This is a genomic window from Streptomyces alboflavus, assembly GCF_000716675.1.
GTDB classification, from domain to species: Bacteria; Actinomycetota; Actinomycetes; order Streptomycetales; family Streptomycetaceae; genus Streptomyces; species Streptomyces alboflavus.
Genome location: NZ_JNXT01000062.1, coordinates 30,850 through 50,070 on the forward strand (window position 1 = coordinate 30,850; position 19,221 = coordinate 50,070).

16 protein-coding genes are annotated in these 19,221 nt (G+C 73.4%); 7 read left to right on the plus strand and 9 right to left on the minus strand.

Annotated features, from left to right (window positions below):
* The first annotated feature begins 71 nt into the window (after nt 1-71).
* Entirely contained in the window at nt 72-992 is a 921-nt protein-coding gene (gene metF, locus OO63_RS34270) for a methylenetetrahydrofolate reductase [NAD(P)H] (RefSeq protein ID WP_051811443.1), read from the plus strand.
* Nucleotides 993-1,037: 45 nt separating this feature from the next.
* Nucleotides 1,038-1,955 carry a hypothetical protein gene (locus OO63_RS34275; RefSeq protein ID WP_030363018.1) on the plus strand — a complete coding sequence of 306 codons (918 nt, stop codon included), beginning with the start codon at nt 1,038-1,040 and terminating at the stop codon, nt 1,953-1,955.
* Nucleotides 1,956-2,083: 128 nt separating this feature from the next.
* Here the strand turns inward: OO63_RS34275 and OO63_RS34280 are convergent, their stop codons facing one another.
* The 5 genes from OO63_RS34280 to OO63_RS34300 all read right to left on the minus strand — a co-directional run bounded on the left by OO63_RS34280 (nt 2,084) and on the right by OO63_RS34300 (nt 8,445).
* Nucleotides 2,084-3,631: a phytoene desaturase family protein gene (locus OO63_RS34280; protein WP_030363019.1), complete on the minus strand. Its 1,548-nt coding sequence runs from the start codon at nt 3,629-3,631 to the stop codon at nt 2,084-2,086.
* A 193-nt stretch (nt 3,632-3,824) separates the two neighbouring features.
* Nucleotides 3,825-4,454: a DUF4126 domain-containing protein gene (locus tag OO63_RS34285; RefSeq protein ID WP_030363020.1), complete on the minus strand. Its 630-nt coding sequence runs from the start codon at nt 4,452-4,454 to the stop codon at nt 3,825-3,827.
* A 424-nt stretch (nt 4,455-4,878) separates the two neighbouring features.
* Nucleotides 4,879-5,496: a TetR/AcrR family transcriptional regulator gene (locus OO63_RS34290; RefSeq protein WP_030363021.1), complete on the minus strand. Its 618-nt coding sequence runs from the start codon at nt 5,494-5,496 to the stop codon at nt 4,879-4,881.
* 29 nt (nt 5,497-5,525) lie between these two features.
* Nucleotides 5,526-7,610, minus strand: coding sequence for a YhgE/Pip family protein (locus tag OO63_RS34295; protein WP_030363022.1), 2,085 nt, complete (start codon nt 7,608-7,610; stop codon nt 5,526-5,528).
* Nucleotides 7,582-8,445: an ATP-binding cassette domain-containing protein gene (locus tag OO63_RS34300; RefSeq protein WP_030363023.1), complete on the minus strand. Its 864-nt coding sequence runs from the start codon at nt 8,443-8,445 to the stop codon at nt 7,582-7,584. The genes OO63_RS34295 and OO63_RS34300 overlap by 29 nt, the downstream gene beginning before the upstream one ends.
* Before the next feature lie 186 nt (nt 8,446-8,631).
* Between OO63_RS34300 and OO63_RS34305 the strand changes: the two genes are divergently transcribed.
* The 3 genes from OO63_RS34305 to OO63_RS34315 all read left to right on the plus strand — a co-directional run bounded on the left by OO63_RS34305 (nt 8,632) and on the right by OO63_RS34315 (nt 11,108).
* Complete coding sequence (locus OO63_RS34305) at nt 8,632-9,159, plus strand: SAV_6107 family HEPN domain-containing protein (RefSeq protein ID WP_030363024.1); 528 nt, start codon at nt 8,632-8,634, stop codon at nt 9,157-9,159.
* Nucleotides 9,160-9,523: 364 nt separating this feature from the next.
* Nucleotides 9,524-10,384, plus strand: a complete 861-nt coding sequence (locus OO63_RS34310; RefSeq protein ID WP_030363025.1) for a methyltransferase — start codon at nt 9,524-9,526, stop codon at nt 10,382-10,384.
* 301 nt (nt 10,385-10,685) lie between these two features.
* Nucleotides 10,686-11,108, plus strand: a complete 423-nt coding sequence (locus OO63_RS34315) for a DUF3040 domain-containing protein (protein ID WP_030363026.1) — start codon at nt 10,686-10,688, stop codon at nt 11,106-11,108.
* A gap of 322 nt (nt 11,109-11,430) precedes the next feature.
* On the opposite strand, the gene OO63_RS34320 is transcribed toward OO63_RS34315, so the two are convergent.
* The 4 genes from OO63_RS34320 to OO63_RS34335 form a co-directional block, all read right to left on the minus strand.
* Entirely contained in the window at nt 11,431-13,845 is a 2,415-nt protein-coding gene (locus tag OO63_RS34320) for a transglutaminase TgpA family protein (protein ID WP_030363027.1), read from the minus strand.
* Between the two features lie 106 nt (nt 13,846-13,951).
* Nucleotides 13,952-15,316 carry a DUF58 domain-containing protein gene (locus OO63_RS34325; protein WP_033264729.1) on the minus strand — a complete coding sequence of 455 codons (1,365 nt, stop codon included), beginning with the start codon at nt 15,314-15,316 and terminating at the stop codon, nt 13,952-13,954.
* Complete coding sequence (locus OO63_RS34330) at nt 15,316-16,332, minus strand: AAA family ATPase (RefSeq protein WP_030363029.1); 1,017 nt, start codon at nt 16,330-16,332, stop codon at nt 15,316-15,318. Before OO63_RS34330 ends, OO63_RS34325 begins: the two co-directional genes overlap by 1 nt.
* A gap of 253 nt (nt 16,333-16,585) precedes the next feature.
* Nucleotides 16,586-17,149: a beta-class carbonic anhydrase gene (locus OO63_RS34335; RefSeq protein ID WP_030363030.1), complete on the minus strand. Its 564-nt coding sequence runs from the start codon at nt 17,147-17,149 to the stop codon at nt 16,586-16,588.
* Between the two features lie 464 nt (nt 17,150-17,613).
* On the opposite strand from OO63_RS34335, the gene rsmH reads away from it, so the two are divergent.
* Both rsmH and ftsL read left to right on the plus strand, forming a co-directional pair.
* On the plus strand, nt 17,614-18,570 hold the full coding sequence (gene rsmH, locus OO63_RS34340) for a 16S rRNA (cytosine(1402)-N(4))-methyltransferase RsmH (RefSeq protein ID WP_030363031.1): 957 nt from the start codon (nt 17,614-17,616) through the stop codon (nt 18,568-18,570).
* 98 nt (nt 18,571-18,668) lie between these two features.
* Nucleotides 18,669-19,221, plus strand: a 553-nt coding sequence (ftsL, locus tag OO63_RS34345) for a cell division protein FtsL (protein WP_033264730.1), incomplete at its 3' end; no start/stop codon positions are given.

Consider the following 19,221-nt stretch of genomic DNA (forward strand, 5'->3'; position numbering starts at 1 on the left):
ACAAACCGACTAACGGGACAAATGACCAACGTGCGGTTGGGCGACCGCCCCAGCCTGGCTAACCTGCCGGTATGGCCCTAGGCACTGCTTCCACCAGGACTGACCGCGCACGCACCGTGCGCGACATGCTCGCGACCGGCAAGACCACGTACTCCTTCGAGTTCTCGGCGCCGAAGACCCCCAAGGGCGAGCGGATCCTCTGGAACTCGCTGCGCCGGGTCGAGGCCGTCGCACCCAGCTTCGTCTCCGTGACGTACGGTGCCGGCGGCTCCACGCGCGCGGGCACGGTGCGCGAGACCCAGCAGATCGTCGCCGACTCGACCCTGACGCCCGTCGCCCACCTCACCGCCGTCGACCACTCCGTCGCCGAACTGCGCAACATCATCGGACAGTACGCGGACGCCGGGATCCGCAACATGCTCGCGCTGCGCGGCGACCCGCCCGGCGACCCGATGGGCGAGTGGGTCAAGCACCCCGAGGGGCTGACCTACGCCGCCGAGCTGGTACGCCTCATCAAGGAGTCCGGCGACTTCTGCGTGGGCGTCGCCGCCTTCCCCGCGATGCACCCCCGCTCGGACGGCTGGGAGACGGACGTCGAGCACTTCGTCGACAAATGCCGCGCGGGCGCCGACTACGCGATCACCCAGATGTTCTTCCACCCGGAGGAGTACCTGCGCCTGCGCGACCGCGTCGAGGCGGCGGGCTGCGAGACGCCGATCATCCCGGAGATCATGCCGGTGACGAACGTGCGCCAACTGGAGCGATTGCCGCAGCTCAGCAATGCGGACTTCCCGCCGGAACTGAAAGAGCGGATCCTCAGGTCCAAAGACGATCCCGCGGCTGTACGCTCCATTGGCATCGAGTTCGCGACGGAGTTCTGCGCGCGGCTGCTGGCCGAGGGAGTGCCGGGGCTGCACTTCATCACCTTGAACAACTCCACGGCGACGCTGGAGATCTACGAAAACCTGGGCCTGCACCACCAGCAGGCCTGACCGGTCGTACCCCTGGGGCCGCGGCCGCAGGGGAGAGGGGCGTACATGGGCTGGACGGTCCTCTACATCGCGTTCGGCGGAGTCGCGCTGTGGCTGCTCGGCGAGGTGCTGCTGCAGTACAAGGCGCGGCTGCGCTGGCGGCTGCTCGCGTTCGTCGGCTTTCTCGGTGTCGTCCTCGGCGTCCTGATGCCGTCGGTGGTCGTCATCGCCGTCGGCGCGATCGCGTTCGCCACCGGACAGACGTATGTGACGCTGTCGTTCCGCCGTGGCTTCTCGACCGGCTGGGCGCTCGGCGGCCAGCCGGGCGCGAGCAGGCGCCGCAAGACGGTCACCCGGGGCGCCCCCGCGGAGCCGACGCTCCAGGTCTCCGACCTCGAGTACGACGCTGCTGCCGCCGCCGAGTCCGGCGCGCCCGCCGCCGACGTCCTGGAGCAGCAGGCCTCCGGTCCCGGTGTGTATGAGACCGAGCCCATGCCCGACGACACCGGGCAGTACGGCGTCTACAGCGACGCGGCGTACGCCCAGGCCCCCGCCGGTGACGGCTACGGCTTCGACGCCTACCCGCCGTACGGCCCGCAGGGCGCCCAGGCACAGGGCGACCAGCAGGACCCGCTGAACTTCGGCTACGGAGAGACCGGCGAGCAGCGGTACGCCGCCTACTCCGACCCGTACATCGGCCCGCAGACCTACGGCGCGCAGCCGGGCTACGACACCTACGCCGACCCGCAGCCGTACGCGCCCTACGGGGGCGACACCTACGGCGGCGGCTACCAGGACACCCCGCCCGGCGGCGTCTGGGTCCCGCACCAGCGCACGAGCGAGCCCGCGCCGCCCTACGGCGCGGAACTCCCGCCCGAGCAGCCCGGCTACCCGCCGTTCCAGGGCGAGGGTCTGCCGCCGGAGACCGGGGGCCAGTTCGGCTATGAGCCCGGGGTCAACGGGGAGCAGCAGTACCGGTACTGAGGTCGGGTCCGGCCATCGGTGCCGGCCAGGGCCGGTGCTGGTCCGGCGATCCTTGCGGGTCAGGTGGCGATGCCACCCAGGGGTGACGGCACCCGGCCGGGTCCCGCCGCCCCCCGCCTTTCGTGCGCTCACTGTGAGCCGCGGAACTCCGGTCCCTCCACGATGAGTCCGGCCGTCAGCGTGCCCGACATGCCCGCGTGCGGCAGCCCGCCGCCGGGGTGCGCCCAGCCGCCGACCGCGTAGAGCCCCGCCACGGCCGTGCTGTTGGCCGGGTGCAGGTGCCGTCCGGCCGCGGCGGCGAGGGCGGGGGCCGGGACCGCGCCGCCTTCGGCGCCCGTCGCCTCGGCCACGTGCGCGGGCGTACGGACCTCCTGCCACAGGAGGCGGTCGTCCAGACCGGGGACCACCGCGGCCGCGCGGGCGATCAGCCGCCGCACGTCCGCGTCGGTGACCTCGGCGCCCGCCGGGACCACGGCGGTCAGCGTCACGGCTTCGTGCTCCGCGTCCGGCGTGGACGTCGGGTCGTCCGGGCGCAGGACGGTGAGGGTCGGGGCGGCGGGGAGGCCGGGGGAGCCGTCGGGGGCGGGGCGGGCGCCGCCGGTGCTCCCGGGAGCACCGGGGGTCCCGAAGACGCGGTCCAGCTCGTCCGCGCGGTCCGTGGTGTGCAGCACCGTCCGGTGCGCCGTGCCCTCGGGGCGGGCGCCGCGCAGGGCGAGCAGGACGGTGAGGCGGCTGGGGAGCCCGGACCGCGGGGGCACGTCCTCGGGGGTGCGGGCGGCCGTGCCGGACAGCATCGCGTCCAGCGTGCCGGGCGCCACCCCGGCCACCACGAAGTCCGCGTCCACGAGGGTCCCGTCGGCCAGCTCGACGCCCGTCGCGCGCCCGTCCTTCGCCACGATCCGCACGACGTCGGACCCGAAGGCGAACTCGACCCTGCGCGCACGGCACCGCTCGTACACGGCGGTCGCGAGGGCCCGCATGCCGCCGCGCGCGGACCAGGTGCCGAAGGTCTGCTCCAGATACGGCAGGACGGCCGCGGACGCCGGGGCCGTGCGCGGATCCAGGCCGCGTACCAGCGCGAAGTGCTCAAGGAGCGCGGTCAGCCGGGGCTCGCCGCCCAGCTCGAACTCGGCGACCTCGGCGAGCGTGGCCGCGCGCCGCTCACGGCGCAGCAGGCGCTTCTGGGCGACCGCGGGGTAGGGCTCGCGGTCCGCGAGCACCTGCCAGTTCGGCCACAGGGGCTCTTCGAGGAGCGGGCGGCGGGCGCGGTCCCAGGCCTCCCGCGCGCGGTTCATGAACGCCGCCCAGCGCGCGCCCGAGCCCGCGCCGAGCGCACTGTCCAGGGCCTCGCCGACGCCCGCGCGGGAGACGTTCGGCAGGTCCGCGGCCGTGCCGTCGGCGAAGACGTGGCGGACGGCGGGCTCGATCTGGGACAGCTCCACGCAGTCCTCCAGGGGCTGCTTGCCCGTCTTCACGAACAGGTCGCGGTAGACCGCGGGCAGGTGCAGCAGGGACGGGCCCGTGTCGAACCCGAAGCCGTCGCGCTCCACGCGGCCGAGCGCGCCGCCGTACGTCCCCGCGCGCTCGTGCACCACCACCCGGTGGCCCGCCACGGCCAGCCGGGCGGCGGCCGTCATGGCGCCCATCCCGGCGCCGATCACCACAATCCGTGCCATGCCAGGGACTTTATCGGCACCCACTGACAGTGCTTTCGGGTGCCCGGGTCGGCCCGGTGGGCGCCCGTGTAGGCCCGGTGGGTGCCCGCGTAGGCCCGGTGGCGTCGGCATCAGTCCGGGGGTGCCGGGACCAGTCCTGTGGGTGCCGGGACCAGTCCTGTGGGAGCCGGAACCAGTCCTGCGGGTGCCAGGATCAGCCCGGCGGGTGCCGGGACCCGTCCGGTGGCCGCCCCGCCGCCATCCTCCGCTCCTCCCGCCGCTGCGCCCTGCGCCGCAGGAACCGCCGGATCCGGTGCGCGAGGAAGAGCAGCAGCACGAGCCCCGCGACGAGCAGCACGGCCGCGATGATCGCCGCGGCCTCGGGGTGGAACATCGCGAAGCTGACGATCCCGCCGACCCCGAGGTCCTCGGCGGTGCTCAGGACGAGGTTGCTGAACGGCTCGGGTGAGGTGTTGACCGCCATCCGCGTCCCGGCCTTCACCGCGTGGCTCGCGAGCGCCGTCGACCCGCCGACCGCGCCCGCCGCCACGTCCGAGAGGGAACCGCTCTGCCCGGCGAGCAACGCGCCCACGACCGCCCCGGACACCGGCCGGACGACGGTGTGCACGGCGTCCCACACCGAGTCCACGTAAGGGATCTTGTCGGCGACGGCCTCGCAGGCGAAGAGCACGCCCGCGGTGATGAGGACGCCGGGGCTCTGCAGCGACTCCGGGACCTCGTCGGACAGGCCCGTGGCCCCGAAGACACCGAGGAGCAGGATCACCGCGTAGGCGTTGATCCCGCTGGCCCAGCCACTGGTGAACACCAGGGGGAGTACGGACACGGCGTGATCGTAACCAGCGGGGCGCGATCCGGCCTGGGCACCGAGCCCCACGTCTGAGTATCTGTACCTAGGCGCGTAGATGAGTACGCGCGCGGATGGGACCCGACCTGCGGGGACGGGAGAGTGAGGGCACGGAGAAGGGCGCGGCACCGGAACCGCCGACACGGGGCGGCGGAATCGGGCGGCGCCCTTGGCCGCTCCTCCCGCCTCGCCCGTGGCGGGAGCGAGGCACGCGGGCGACCGGGGGACGACCACGGGGGTCGCGCGGGGGAATGCGACAAGCGCCGGTCCGGCGGGGCCTGGGACATCCAGGCTCCACCGGACCGGCGCCGCGCGACGACTGCGAACGGGTGAACGAGGCCGGTATCGGGGCCGGGACCGGGGCAGCGAACGAGGCCGGACGAGTCCCGTGACCCGCGGCCGCTCACCCGCCGCCGCTCACCCGCCCCTGCAACAGCCGCGACAGCGCCGCGTGCACGTCGTCGAGGGAGCGCTCCGGCTGGAACGCCTGCCAGTCGAGCGCCGCCACCAGGACCATCCCGACCAGGGCGGCCGCCGTCAGCGGGATGTCGATCTCCTCGCTCAGCTCACCGCTCTCCACGCCCCCGCGCAGCACGTCCTCGACCACCGCCACGGCCTGCTGGCGCACCACCATGAGCGTGGACTGCCAGGCGCGGTTGGTGCGCCACAGCTCGGCGACGTACAGCTGCGTGAAGGCCGGATAGCGGTCGATGAAGACGAGGCCCGCGCGGATCATCGCGTCCAGGGCGTCGACCTTGCGGCCGCCCTCCCGGGTGGCCTCGTCGGCGGCCTGCTTCAGGGACGCGGTGAGCAGGCCCACGCCGTGCCGGAGCAGCTCTTCGAAGAGGACCGATTTGCTGGCGAAGTTGTAGTAGACCGTGCCTTTCGCGACGCCCGCCCGCTCGGCGATCTCGTCAACTGTCGTGGCGGAGAAACCCTGTTCCGCGATGAGGGTGACGGCTGCTTCGTAGAGCTTCTGCCGCGTGGCCTCGCGCCGCGAGCTGCTCGCACTGCTTTCCATGAGCTTGATTTTCACAGGTTCCGCGGCGTTCACAGGCTCAGCTCCGGATGCAGTCGGTCCAACGTCCACACCTGCTTGCGGCGCGCGGAGACGGCGGTGAGCGCCAGCGCGCCCACGGTGAACGCCACGAGCACCGCGCACGCCGTCCACACCGGCCCGAGGCCGCCGCCCGTGATGAGCCGCCGCAGCGCGTCGACGACGTGCGTCATCGGCAGGTACGGATGGATCGCGCCGAAGAACGTCGGGCTCGTCTGCACCGGGTACGTGCCGCCCGCTGACGTCAACTGGAGCATCAGGAAGGCGAGGACGAGGATGCGTCCGGCCGCTCCGAAGCGCGCGTTCAGCCACTGCACGATCGCCGCGAAGCAGCCCGTCACCAGGATCAGGAAGCCGATCGTCCCGGCCGCCCGCTCCATCTGCAGGCCGAGGCGCCAGTGCAGGACCGACATCAGCGCCGCCACTTGCAGCGTGCCGAGCGCGGCCACGGGGAGCCAGCCCGCGAGCGCGATGCGCCAGGCGGGGGCGCCCGCGGCGAGGGCGCGCCGGTTGAGCGGCTGGATCAGCATGTAGGCCACCATCGCGCCGACCCACAGGGACAGCGGGATGAAGTACGGGGCGAAGCCCGTGCCGTAGTTGGGCGCCTTGTGCAGCGACTGCGAGGCGAGCTGCACGGGGTCGGCCATGACGTCCGTGCGGCGGTCGCGGTCCTGCTTGTCGTAGTCGGGGATCTTCTTGACGCCGTCGTGCAGTCCGCCCGCCAGCTCCTGGGAGCCGTCGGCCAGCTTGAACATGCCGCCGTCGAGGTCGGTCGCACCCGTCTTCAGCTTGCCGACGCCCGTGTCCAGGTCCGCGGCACCGGTCTTGGCCGTGCCGAGGCCCGTGTGCAGCTTCTTGGCGCCCTTGGCGACGTCTGAGGCGCCCGTGTTGAGCGCGTTGACGTCCCGGACGGTCTTCTCCAGGTTCTCGTCCAGGTGCGGGGCGCGGTCGGCGAGGCCCTGGGCCTTCTTCTGGAGGGTGGCGAGGTTCGTGTCGAGGGTCTTCAGGTCGCCGTTCTGGTCCTTGACGAGCGTGTCGACGTCTCCGGCGACGGTCGAGACGTCGGCCGCGACCTCCTTGGCCTTCTTCAGCTTCGGGCACAGGTCGGGGGCGTCGGCGGCCTGCTGACACTGCTCTTCGTAGAGGCCGTTCAGCGCGGCCGACGCCTTCTTGGCCTCGGTCGCCGTCCCCGGGGCCTTCTCGACGAGGGACTTCAGGTTGTGCCGCACCGCGCGGGAGGAGTCGGCGACGAGCTGGGCACTGTCGCCGAGCACCTTGCCGTTGTCCTTCAGGTACGGCCGCACCTTGGCGGCGTCGCCGTTGACGCGGTCGGCCAGCTTCTGCGTGCCGTCCGCGACCTTGCGCGAGCCGTCCTCCAGGTCGCCCGCGCCGGTGTGCAGCTTCCGCACGCCCGAGGCGAGGTCCCCGCTGCCGGTCTTGGCGTTCTTCAGGCCGTCGACGAGGTCCTTGGAGCCCTTCTTCGCCTTGCCGATGCCGCCTTCGAGCTTGTCGGCGCCCTTGGCGGCCTCCCGCGTCTTGCCGTGGATGTCGGAGAACGAGATGAAGATCTTGTCCAGCATGTTCCGCGACGCCTTCGTGGAGGCGGCCGTGCGCACCTCGGAGAAGACCGTCCGCGAGATCTGCCCGACGATGTAGTTGTTGGCGTCGTTCGTACGGACCTTCAGGGCACCCGTCTCCGGAGCGTCACCGGAACTGGACCCCACCCGCTCGCTGAAGTCCGACGGCATCGTCAGGGACAGGTAGTACGTGCCGTCCTCGACGCCGTCGCGGGCCTCGGCGGCGCTCACCTCGTGCCAGTCGAAGGTCTTGCTGTCGAGCAGCCGCTCGGCGATGCCGTCGCCCGCCGTGAGCTTCTTGCCGTCGACGGTGGCGCCCTTGTCGTCGTTCACGAGGGCCACGGGGATCTTGTCCAGACGGCCGTACGGGTCCCAGAAGGACCACAGGTACAGCGCGCCGTACAGCAGGGGCAGCAGCAGGAGCGCCACGAGGGCCGCGCGGGGCAGCCTGCCCCTGCCGAAGCGCTTGAGCTCAAGCGCGGCGAGCTTCGGCGACCGCATCGGCCGTCTCCTTGTCGTCGTCGGTGTCGTCGTCGGTGTCGTGGTCGTCGCTGTGGTCGGCCGCATCGGCCGCATCGGTCGCATCGGTCGCAGCGCGCGCGTCGCCCGTGTCGGCCGTTTCGCGTACGTCGGCCTCCGCGCGCGGGGCGGTCGATACGACGACCGTGTCCTCGGGGGCCTCGCTGCACACGGCCACCACGGTCGTCCCGTTCGCGGCGATGGACCGCAGCAGGTCCCAGGCGGCCTCACGTTCGGCGTCCGAGAGCTTCAGGTCGGTGTCGTCGACGCCGAGCAGCCGGGGCCGCGCGATCAGGGCGAGCGCCACGGAGAGCCGCAGCGCCTCGAGCCGCTCCAGGTCGCGCACGGCGGTGCGGGAGCCCTTGGGCAGCGCCTCGACGTCGAGTCCCGCCGCCCGCAGCGCGGTGTCGATCCGCAGCCGGGATTCGGTCGCCCGCTCCTTGCGGGGCCGCAGCAGGCCGCGCAGGGAGCCCTCGAACCGCCGCTCCAGGAAGGCCCGCTCGCGCAGGTGCTCGGCCACGGTCAGGGCCGGGTCGAGGTCGGTCACGCCGGGGACGGGGCCGAGCCCGCTGATCCGGCGCACGGCGGCTAGCTGCTTGGGCAGCCGGTGGCGGGCGACGGTCGCCGTGCCCTCGGTGGACCGCATCCGTCCGGTGAGGGCGAGCAGCAGACAGGTTCGGCCGGAGCCGGAAGGGCCCTCGACCGCGATGAGCGACCCGGGCCCGGCCGTGATCCCGATGCCGCGGAACGCCCAGCCCCGCGGCCCCTTGAGCCCGAAGTCCACCGCGCTGACGGCGGCGCCGTGCGGACCGTCCACGGTCCCCCCTCGTCCGATTGCCTGGGGCCCGGCGGGCCCGAGTTTTTGAACTGACCAGTCAGTGCAAAAACTATCCCGAACCTTCGATCGAGGCAAAAGTGCAGGTCAGGGCGGATTGTCAGTGGCGTACCCCACGATGGGCACATACGGCCACTGCGCCGTCACACAGACGACAGGAGGTTCGTCATGGCCAGTTCTCACGCCGCAGCCGCACGCCGGCGCCGCGCCCTCGGCCCTGCCCCCTCACTGACCGGTCCCGCGAGCGACGTCCACCCGGTGCTCCGCCGTGCCTCGGCCCCACCGGCCGCCCTCGAACTGCTCGCCCAGGCCCGCGCCGGACTCGACGAGGCGGCCCACCTGGACACGTCGAACGAGCGCTACGCCACCGCCCACCTCGCCGCCCTGCGCACCGCGGCCGCGGTCCTCGCCGCCCGCGGCCGCCCCGAGCTCAACCCACGCCGCAGGCAGCGCATCCGGAGCGCCTGGGAAGTGCTCCCCGAGATAGCACCCGAACTGACCGAGTGGAGCGCCCTGTTCGCCTCCGGCGCCGCCCGCAGGGCCCGCGCCGAGGCCGGCATCGAGGGCGCCGCGACCATCCGCGACGCCGACGACCTGCTGCGGGACGTGGCCATGTTCCTGCGCTTGGTCGAGCGCATGCTCGTCCTCCAGCCCGTGCTGCCCCAGCCGAGAAGGGAGGCGCCGGACGGCGACTGAGCGGAGCGTGCCGGAGGCCGCAGCGGAGGAGGGCCCGGTGCCGCAAGCGAGGGGCGGGGCGAGGGCGAAGCGGAGGGGAGCCAGGGGGACGGGGCCGAAGCGGAGGGGAGGAGTGAGGTCGCCGCCGACGGGCGGGCGAAGCCGAGGCGAAAGCTGTAGCTGAAGCCAGAAGCGAGAACACCGCCGAAGCCGGGGGACGAAGCCGGCGCCGGACACGCCCCGACCCGCGCTGACCCGCTCTGACCCGCGCCGACCGACCGGTGGGACGGATGACGGGGCACGGCCGCGAAGGCAATAGGGTGGAGGCGCCCGCACCCGAACAGCCCGCCGTCCCAGGCGGAGCCGCGCCGAGGAGTCAACTGCCGTGTCGGACCCGATGCGCCCGCCCGTCTCCCCCCGCCCCACGCACGCGGCGTCGACGCGCTCCGACCCCCCTCGTCCGGGCGCCTCGCTGCGCACCGCCGTGGTCTGGGACGTCCTCAAGGACGCCCTCGACCGCCGGATCAAGGCCACCGGCCAGGAGCCGGACGCCGCACCCGCCCTCGACGTGCTCGACACCGGCGGCGGCAGCGGCAACTTCGCCGTGCCCGTCGCCCGCCTCGGCCACCGCGTCACCGTCGTCGACCCCAGCCCGAACGCCCTGTTCGCCCTCGAGCGCCGCGCCGCCGAGGCCGGTGTCGCCGACCGCGTGCGCGGTGTGCAGGGCGATGTGCACGGCCTCTTCGACGTCGTCGAGCGCGGCGGGTACGACGCCGTGCTCTGCCACGGCGTTCTGGAGTACGTGGACGACCCGGCCGAAGGCGTGCGCAACGCGGTCAGCGCCCTGCGCCCCGGTGGCGTGCTCAGCCTGCTCGCGGCGGGCGTCGGCGGCGCCGTGCTCGCCCGCGCGCTCGCAGGACACTTCAGCGAGGCCCGCCGGGCCCTCGACGACCCGGCCGGGCGCTGGGGCGAGGGCGACCCGGTGCCGCGCCGCTTCACCGCCGACCAGCTCACCGAGCTGGTCGAGGGCGCGGGCCTGAGCGTCGGCGCCGTGCACGGCGTGCGCGTCTTCGCCGACCTGGTCCCCGGCGTCCTCGTGGACACCGAGCCCGGCGCTCTGGAGGCGCTGCTGAAGCTGGAGGCCGCCGCCGCCGAACTGTCCGCCTTCCACTCCGTGGCCACCCAGCTGCACGTGCTGGGTGAGATCCAGGGGGCGGCAGCGGACACCGGGGCCGACGAGGCCTGAGCGCCGACCGGCGCGTGGGGCCCCTGTGGCAGCTGGGATCGGCTCGCTGATCAGCGACGCAGCCGCACATGGAGTACGCCACAGGCCCCCCGAACGGGCTACGGGCGCCGTATGATCGAGGGACACCGTCCGGCATGACGGACCGGCCGCTGGGGAATGCAGGCTTCAGCGGGCCGGAGCGACCTGGCGGTCCGGTTTGGCGAAGTTGGCGCAGAGGGGCGGGTTTCACGGGGGCGATTCCCTGCCTATCCTGAAGGGGACCCCCCGGTCGCCCCGGCGACTGCACGATGAGGAGGACTCCGTGCCGCTCTCGGAGCACGAGCAGCGCATGCTCGAGCAGATGGAGCGAGCGCTGTACGCCGAAGATCCCAAGTTCGCGACAGCGCTTGAGGGAAGCGGGCTGCGTACGTACACCCGGAAGCGGGTCTACCAAGCGGTCGCGGGCTTCCTGGTGGGCATTGCCCTTCTCATGGCCGGAATGGTCGCCCAGCTGATCTGGGTGAGCGTAGTGGGCTTCCTCGTCATGCTGGGGTGTGCGGTGCTCGCCGTCACTGGTTGGCGCAAAGCGCCCAAGCCTGGCGAGCAGGCACCCGGAGCAGCGGCGGCCGCGGGCCCCGGTGCGCCACCCGGCCGTCGACAGCAGTCCCGGCAGCGCCGCTCCATGATGGACCGCATCGAACAGCGCTGGCAGCGCCGCAGGGACGAGCAGCAGGGCGGCCAGTAGCCCGTCCGGCCGCGCCCCGTCGGCGTACACCCGCGCGGACGCACAGCGCCCCGCCGAAAGGCGTCCACGCGCCGACCTCCTCGACATACGTGTGGGGGGTGACCGAAACGCATCGGTCACCCCCCACACGTATGTCCGCGCCCGTCCGGCAGGCTGCCCCCGTCGTCACCCCACCACGTCGCCGCAGCACCCCACCACGTCGCCACCGGCACCCCACATGAAGCAGCGCCCGGCCGTGGACCGGGCGCCGCTTCACCTGCTCAGTTGCTCAGCTGCTCGCACAAGCCGGGAGCCGGACATTTCCGCCCCCCGGCCGGAGGCCCTAGCCCCCCTGTCGCGCGGGCCTCCGCAGCGCCTCCCAGCGCCTGATCGCCCACTGCGACCAGCGGCCACGCAGCGTCGCCCAGCGGTCCGACGCCGCCCACACCACCCGGGCGGCCGAACGCGGGGCGACCGTCGCCCGCAGCCGCGTCGTCCGGCTCACCGAGGCGCGCAGTCCGTCCCGCAGGCGGCGCACGTCGTCCCCGAGCCCCGGCGCGGGCTGCGGCCGGGGCGCGTACAGAACCTGCTCCACCGCCGCCGCCACCCGGTGCACCGACTCCGCGGGGCCGGTGCCGAGCCCGCCGACCCGGACGATCCGGGCGGCCGCCTTCCGTGGCGTCTGGGACTCGTCCGGAGCGATGCCGTGGTCCCAGGCCGTGTCGGTGACCTCTTCCCAGGCCGCCAGGGTCCGCGCGACCGCGTCCGCCTCCGTGCGCCCGCCGCTCCCGAGCCGTACCGCGCGCACCCGCGCTCGCCACAGCATGGGCAGGGACGGCACCACCAGGACGATCAGCGCGAGCAGGGTCCCGCCGACGATCCAGCCGAGCGGCGGCCCCTCGTCGTCGGAACCGCCCGTGAGCTGCGGCATCGCGCTCGTGCAGCCGCCCTGTTGCTGCTGGTCGCGCGGGCAGTCCTGGGACTGCGAAGGCGTCGGCGAGGGCGCCGTGGACGCGGACGGCTCGGGCACGGCCGAGGAGTCGGAGTCCTCGGACGGGGTGTCCGGACGGGTGTACTCGGGCACCGAGCCGCGGTTGGGCGTCGGCTCGAACCGGGTCCAGCCCACCCCCTCGAAGTACAGCTCGGGCCACGCGTGGGCGTCCCGCAGACCGACCGACATGGTGCCGTTCGACTGCGCGGAGCCCGGCGTGAAGCCCACCGCGACGCGCGCCGGGATGCCGAGCGTGCGGGCCATCGACGCCATGGCGAAGGAGAAGTGGACGCAGAAGCCCTCCTTCTGGTCCAGGAAGCGGGCGATGGCGGACGGGCCGCTGCCCGCGCGGACCTGCGTGTTGTACGTGAAGCCGCCCTCGGAGGAGAACCAGTCCTGCAGCTTCACCGCCCGTTCGTAGTCGTTCGCCGACCCCTCGGTGACCTCCCGCGCGGTGGACGCCACCACCGACGGCAGCGAGCCCGGCACCTTTGTGAACTCCCTGGCCAGGTCCGACCGCGGCGCGGGCGCCGACGCGAGCTGCTCGGCCGTCGGCTCCACCACCAGGCTGTTGACGCTGTACTGCGCGCCGCGGGTGGTCTGGCCGCGGTCCCCGACCAGGGCGCGGCCCACCGGCTCGTACCGCCAGCGGCCCTCGATGCGGACCTGGCTGGCCGGATAGGGCATCGGCAGCCAGTTCTGCGCGTAGCGGTCGTCGGCCGAGATGTTCGTCTGGATCTCCGTCCTGCGGACCTCGGGGGACAGGCCCGGCGGGTCCGGGAGACGCGACGGCACGTCCGAGATGTCCCGGACGGTGGTCCGCCAGGTCGTGCCGTCGAACTTGTCGAGCGAGACGATCCGCAGATACAGGTCCTGGGTGTTCTTGGCGTTCGTGCGGTACGAGATGACCTCGCGGTCCTCCGGCTGGTTCAGGCTGTCCTGGAGCGCGACCAGCGGGTTCACGGCGGAGATCGTGCCGCCCCCGCCCCCGTCGCCGCCCCCGGGCCCGTCCGAGCCGTCGAGCAGGCCCCCGTCGAGCGCGGGCAGCGCGAGCGGCACGACCAGGGCGATGCCGAGGGCGACGGCGCCGATGCGGCGGCCCGTGCGGACCGGGGCGATGGCGCCGCCGTCGGAGTCGAGTCCGGCCGAGACCCGCCCGGGGGCCTGGCCCGAGCCGCCGAAGACCCGCCCCCACTGCGAGAGCCGGTCCCGGCCCTCGGCGAGGAGCAGCAGCAGATACCCGGCCGCCGCGAGCAGGAACCACAGCCACCCGGCGCCGTCCCCGGAGAGCCCGGCCGCGACCGAGTACAGGGCGAGCAGCGGCAGCCCGGCCGGCGCGGCCGTGCGGAACGTCACCGCGAGGGCGTCCACCACCAGGCCCACCACGAGCACACCGCCGACCACCATCAGGCGGATGCCGTCGGTGAGCGGCGCCGGAATGGCGTACCGCCCCACGTCGTCGCCGCCCGTCTCAAGGAGCGTGCTGAAGTGCTGGAAGACCTCGGGAGTCGGGATGACCCCGGCGACGGCCTGCTCCCGCGCGAACACCAGCGTCAGGAGCAGCAGCGTCACCAGGGCCTGCACGGCCACCGTGACCGGCCGGGCCAGCGGGACCCGCCGGGCGAGCGCGCCGACCCCGCTCTGCAGCGCCAGCAGGATCGCCGCCTGGACGAGCCAGCCCGATGTGTCGACGAGCGGCAGCAGCGCGCCCGACGCCATCAGCGTGGCGGCGGTGGCACACAGCGCAAGCCGCGTACGCCCACTCATGAAGCACCCCCCGGGCTCACCGAGAACCCCTCGTAGTCGTACCGGCGGTGCCGAGGCCGCACGCCGCGGGAGCCACGAGCACAGTCATCTGCCGCCGGGCGCCCCCTCATGACCAGCCCCCGGCCGTCGTCCCCGCCGTCGGCGCGGGCCCGGCGCTGGTGCGCAGGCGGTCCGCCTGGCGCCACAGGTCGACCAGGGCCACCCCCGGAGGCACCGCGACCGCCGTCCAGCCCGCCTCGTTGAGCAGCCGCACCGAGTGCTGCGCCGCCGCCGAGGGGGCCGGTCCCGGGCCCTGGGTCCAGGCCGCGCTGTCCAGGACGAAGGCGACCGCGGCGCCGCTGCGCTGGCGCATCTTGGCGATCACGGCGGCCTGCTCGTCGTCCAGGTCGCCGAGGAAGGCCACCAGCAGCCCTTCGTTCCCGCCGCGCAGCACGTCGTACGCGCGCGAGAGGCCCGCGCCGTCCGAGTGGTCGATCACGGCGAGCGTGTCCATCATGAGCCCGGCCGCGTCCGCCGACTCCTGGCTCGCGCCCGCGAAGCCGTCCCCGCCCTCGCCGGGAAGCGAGTTGCCGGTGTCCGTCAGGAGCCGTACCGAGAAGCCCCGCTCGAGCATGTGCACCAGCGCGGACGCGGTGCCCGCCACCGCCCACTCGAAGGCCGAGTCCGGGCCCGCGCCCTGGTAGGCGACGTCCCGGGTGTCGAGGAGCACCGTGCAGCGGGAGCGCTGCGGCTGCTCCTCGCGGCGCACCATCAGCTCGCCGTAGCGCGCGGTGGAGCGCCAGTGGACGCGGCGCAGGTCGTCGCCGTAGCGGTACCCGCGCGGGATGACGTCGTCCTCCCCGGCGAGCGCGAGCGAGCGGTGCCGCCCGTCGCCGTACCCCTTGGCCTCGCCCGTGAGCCGCACCGGCGGCAGCGGCTCCACACGCGGGACGACCGTCAGGGTGTCGTACGTCGAGAAGGAGCGGGTCAGCTCGCACATGCCGAACGGGTCGGTCAGGCGCAGCTGGAGCGGTCCGAGCGGATAGCGGCCGCGCAGGTCGGAGCGCACCCGGTAGGACACCTCGCGGCGGCCCCCGGCCTCGACCCGGTCGAGCACGAAGCGCGGGCGCGGCCCGAGGACGTAGGGCACCCGGTCCTGGAGCATCAGCAGGCCCGTGGGCAGCCGCGAGACGTTGTCCATCCGCAGGTGCACGCGCGCCTCCGAACCGGCGGGCACGCGCGCGGGGGAGAGGCGGCGGCTGCCCGCGACGCGGTAGCGCGTGCGGTAGAGCACGGCCGCGCACACCAGCGGGAGCACCGCGAGGAGCAGGCCGACCCGCAGCAGGTCGCTCTGGCCGAGGACGTAGGCGCACACGGCGGCGGCGATGCCCGCCGCGAAGAAGGAGCGGCCGCGGGTGGTGAGGCCGGCGAGCGCCGTGCGCAGGCCGCCCCGGTCGTCCTCGGCGCGCGCGGCAGGCCCCCCGGCGGCCATCACAGCCTCCGCGAGCCGGGCGGCTGGCCGAAGAAGCCCTGGCCGGGCTGCTGGGTCGCCGGGACGGGGGTGCGCTGGAGGATCTCCAGGACCACCGACTCGGCCGTGCGGCGGTTCAGCTGGGCCTGGGCCGTGGGCAGCAGGCGGTGGGCGAGGACGGCGACGGCGAGGGCCTGCACGTCGTCAGGAAGGGCGAACTCGCGGCCGCTGAGGGCGGCGGAGGCCTTGGCCGCGCGCAGCAGGTGCAGCGTCGCGCGCGGGGACGCGCCGAGGCGCAGGTCCGGGTGGCTGCGGGTGGCCGCGACCAGGTCGACGGCGTATCTGCGCACGGAGTCGGCGACGTGGACCGTGCGGACCGCGTCGATGAGCTTCACGATGTCGTGCGCGTGCGCCACGGGCTGGAGGTCGTCGAGCGGGGAGACCCCGCCGTGCACGTCCAGCATCTGCAGCTCGGCCTCGGGGGCCGGATAGCCGATCGAGACGCGGGCCATGAAGCGGTCGCGCTGCGCCTCGGGCAGCGGGTAGGTGCCCTCCATCTCGACCGGGTTCTGCGTGGCCACCACCATGAAGGGGCTGGGCAGTTCGTACGTCTGCCCGTCGATGGTGACCTGGCGCTCCTCCATGGACTCCAGGAGCGCGGACTGCGTCTTCGGAGACGCGCGGTTGATCTCGTCGCCGATCACGATCTGCGCGAAGATCGCTCCCGGTTTGAACTCGAAGTCACGGCGCTGCTGGTCCCAGATGGACACGCCCGTGATGTCCGAAGGCAGCAGGTCCGGCGTGAACTGGATACGCCGCACCGAGCAGTCGATGGACCGCGCGAGCGCCTTGGCGAGCATGGTCTTGCCCACGCCCGGTACATCCTCGATGAGCAGGTGCCCCTCCGCCAGGAGCACGGTCAGCGAAAGCCGTACGACCTCCGGCTTGCCCTCGATCACACCCTCGACCGACCTGCGGACACGCTCCGCGGTCGTGGTCAGATCTGTGAGGCTCGCTCGATCGTCATAGGTCGTCACCCGGCCCTCCTCGGCCCTTCCCCACGCTCGGCAAGGAGCACAGGTTTCTTCTTTTCCCGGGCCGACGCTCGCGTGCGGACCGGCCCACCCCGAAACACGGACGCCACGCGTGAAAGGTTCAGCGCGACGCCACACACGCATTCTTGTTGGGCTTACCGGTTCGTGTCACTCGCCTGTGGACAACTGGCGGCGATATGTCAGTGCTTGTCGCCTTTTGGGTACCGGAGATTGTCCGGTACCCAACAGGCAACGGTCACGCAGGGTCGATCTCGCGGAGGAGGCCCGTCCGTACGTCGAACACGAATCCGCGGACGTCGTCGGAGTGCAGGAGGAAGGGCGAGGTCCGCACGCGCTGCATGGACTGGCGCACGTCCTGGTCGACGTCGCGGAAGGACTCCACCGCCCACGTCGGCCGCTGCCCGACCTCGTTCTCCAGGTCCTGGCGGAACTCCTCGGTGAGGGACTCCAGGCCGCAGCCGGTGTGGTGGATGAGGACCACGCTGCGGGTGCCGAGCGCCCGCTGGCTGATGGTCAGGGAGCGGATCACGTCATCGGTGACCACACCGCCCGCGTTGCGGATCGTGTGGCAGTCGCCCAGTTCGAGGCCGAGGGCGGAGTGCAGGTCGAGGCGGGCGTCCATGCAGGCGACCACGGCCACGCCGAGAACGGGGCGGGCGTCCATGCCCGGGTCGGTGAAATCGGCGGCGTAGCGCTCGTTGGCCTCGACGAGGCGGTCGGTGACAGTGCCGCCCTCGGATGTGCCGCGTGCGCTTATGGCGTCTTCGGAATTCGTGGGGAGTGATGCGGAAGTCGTCATGACTATGACGGTAGTGGTCACGTGTGAACCGGGCCCGCTGTGAGAGGGGACAAAGAACGCCATTGGGCTTTGTTGTGAGCTAACCCACAGGGCTCCGGAGGGTGCGTCCGAACCGGTGACGCGGGGCGCGTCCGAACCGGTGACGGCGCCCGGACGGCGGCTTCCCGCGCGGCCGGGCCGCGCCGCGCAGGCCGGTTGATTGACCGCGAGACAGGGTGGACTAAAGTGACGCGAAGCGGGAGTGGAGTCCGCTTCCCGCTGGAACGGACCGGAGCTTCGCCACCGGACCGTTCCGGAGATTTCTTGAGTCCCCACGTGCGCGGCGCGTACGTACGGCTCGGCCTCCTCCCGCTCCCGGTCGGCCGACGCCACTTCCCCGGCGCCGGCGGGCCGGATTCCCCTTCATGAGCGGGCGGGGACCCGGCTGTGCGGACGACACCCGCGCCGGACCCTGAGAGGGTGCATTGAGTTCAGCCCGACATGTCCCGGTGATGCTCCAGCGGTGCCTGGACCTGTTGGCCCCGGCGCTCGCGGAGCCGGGAGCGGTGGTCGTCGACTGCACCCTCGGCCTCGGCGGCCACAGCGAGGCGCTGCTCGCCGCCTTCCCCTCGGCCCGCCTCATCGCCCTGGACCGCGACAAGGAAGCGCTGCGCCTGTCCGGCGAGCGGCTCGCCCCCTACGGCGACCGCGCCACCCTGGTGCACGCGGTCTACGACGAGCTGCCCGACGTCCTGAAGCGGCTCGGCGTCCCGCGCGTGCAAGGCGTCCTGTTCGACCTCGGGGTCTCCTCCATGCAGCTCGACGAGGCCGACCGCGGCTTCGCCTACGCTCAGGACGCCCCCCTCGACATGCGCATGGACCAGACGACCGGCGTCAGCGCCGCCGAGGTCCTCAACACCTACCCCGCCGGTGAACTCGTGCGGATCCTGCGGCAGTACGGCGAGGAGAAGCAGGCCAAGCGGATCGTCTCCGCCGTCGTGCGCGAGCGCGACAAGGAGCCGTTCACCAACAGCGCCCGGCTCGTCGAGCTGATCCGCGACTCCCTGCCGCAGGCCGCCAAGCGCACCGGCGGCAACCCCGCCAAGCGCACCTTCCAGGCCCTGCGCATCGAGGTCAACGGCGAGCTGAGCGTCCTGGAGCGGGCCGTCCCGGACGCCGTGAAGGCGCTTGCCGTCGGCGGCCGCATCGCCGTCCTCTCGTACCACTCGCTGGAGGACCGCCTGGTCAAGCAGGTGTTCGCGGCGGGCGCCGCGACCACCGCGCCGCCCGGCCTGCCGATCGTGCCCGAGCAGTACCAGCCTCGGCTCAAGCTGCTCACCCGCGGCGCCGAGCTGCCCACCGAGGAAGAGATCGCCGAGAACCGCCGGGCCGCGCCGGCACGGCTGCGGGGTGCGCAGCGCATCCGCGAGGAAGCCCTGTGAACGGCCGCGCCGGGGAAGCCCCGTGACCGGCCGCGCCGCAGGACCCCCGAGCGGTCCCACCGAAGAGGCCCCGTGAGCCGCGTCCGCGAGGAGGCCGTATGAGCAAGAAGCCCGAGCTGCGGGGGAGGGCCGCGCGGCTCGCCCGGCTGCTGCCCGCGCGCCCGAGCCAGGCCGCGCGCACCCCCTTCGTGCTCCTGGTCGTGCTGCTCCTCGGCGGCGGCCTCATCACGCTCCTGATCCTCAACTCGTCGCTGAACCAGGGCTCGTTCCAGCTGTCCAAGCTGAAGAAGGAGACGCAGGAGCTCACCGACGAGGAGCAGGAGCTCCAGAAGGACGTCGACGAGTACGCCGCCCCGGACGCCCTCCAGCGCCGCGCCCGCGAGCTCGGCATGGTCCCCGGCGGCGACCCGGCCTTCCTTTACCCCGACGGCACCGTCCGGGGCAAGCCCGGCGTCGCCCCCGGCTCCGCCCTGCGCGAGTCCGCGGCCCGCCGCCCCGTCCCGGTCCCCGGGCCCTCGCAGCTCCCGCCCGTCCCGTCCCCGGCCGCCCCCGCGCCCCGGCCCGCGGCGGCCACCTCTCCGAGCGTCCCCCCGGGCCCCGGCCCACAGCCCTCGGCCCCCGCCGCCGTGCCCCCGGCGACCCCGGCGACCC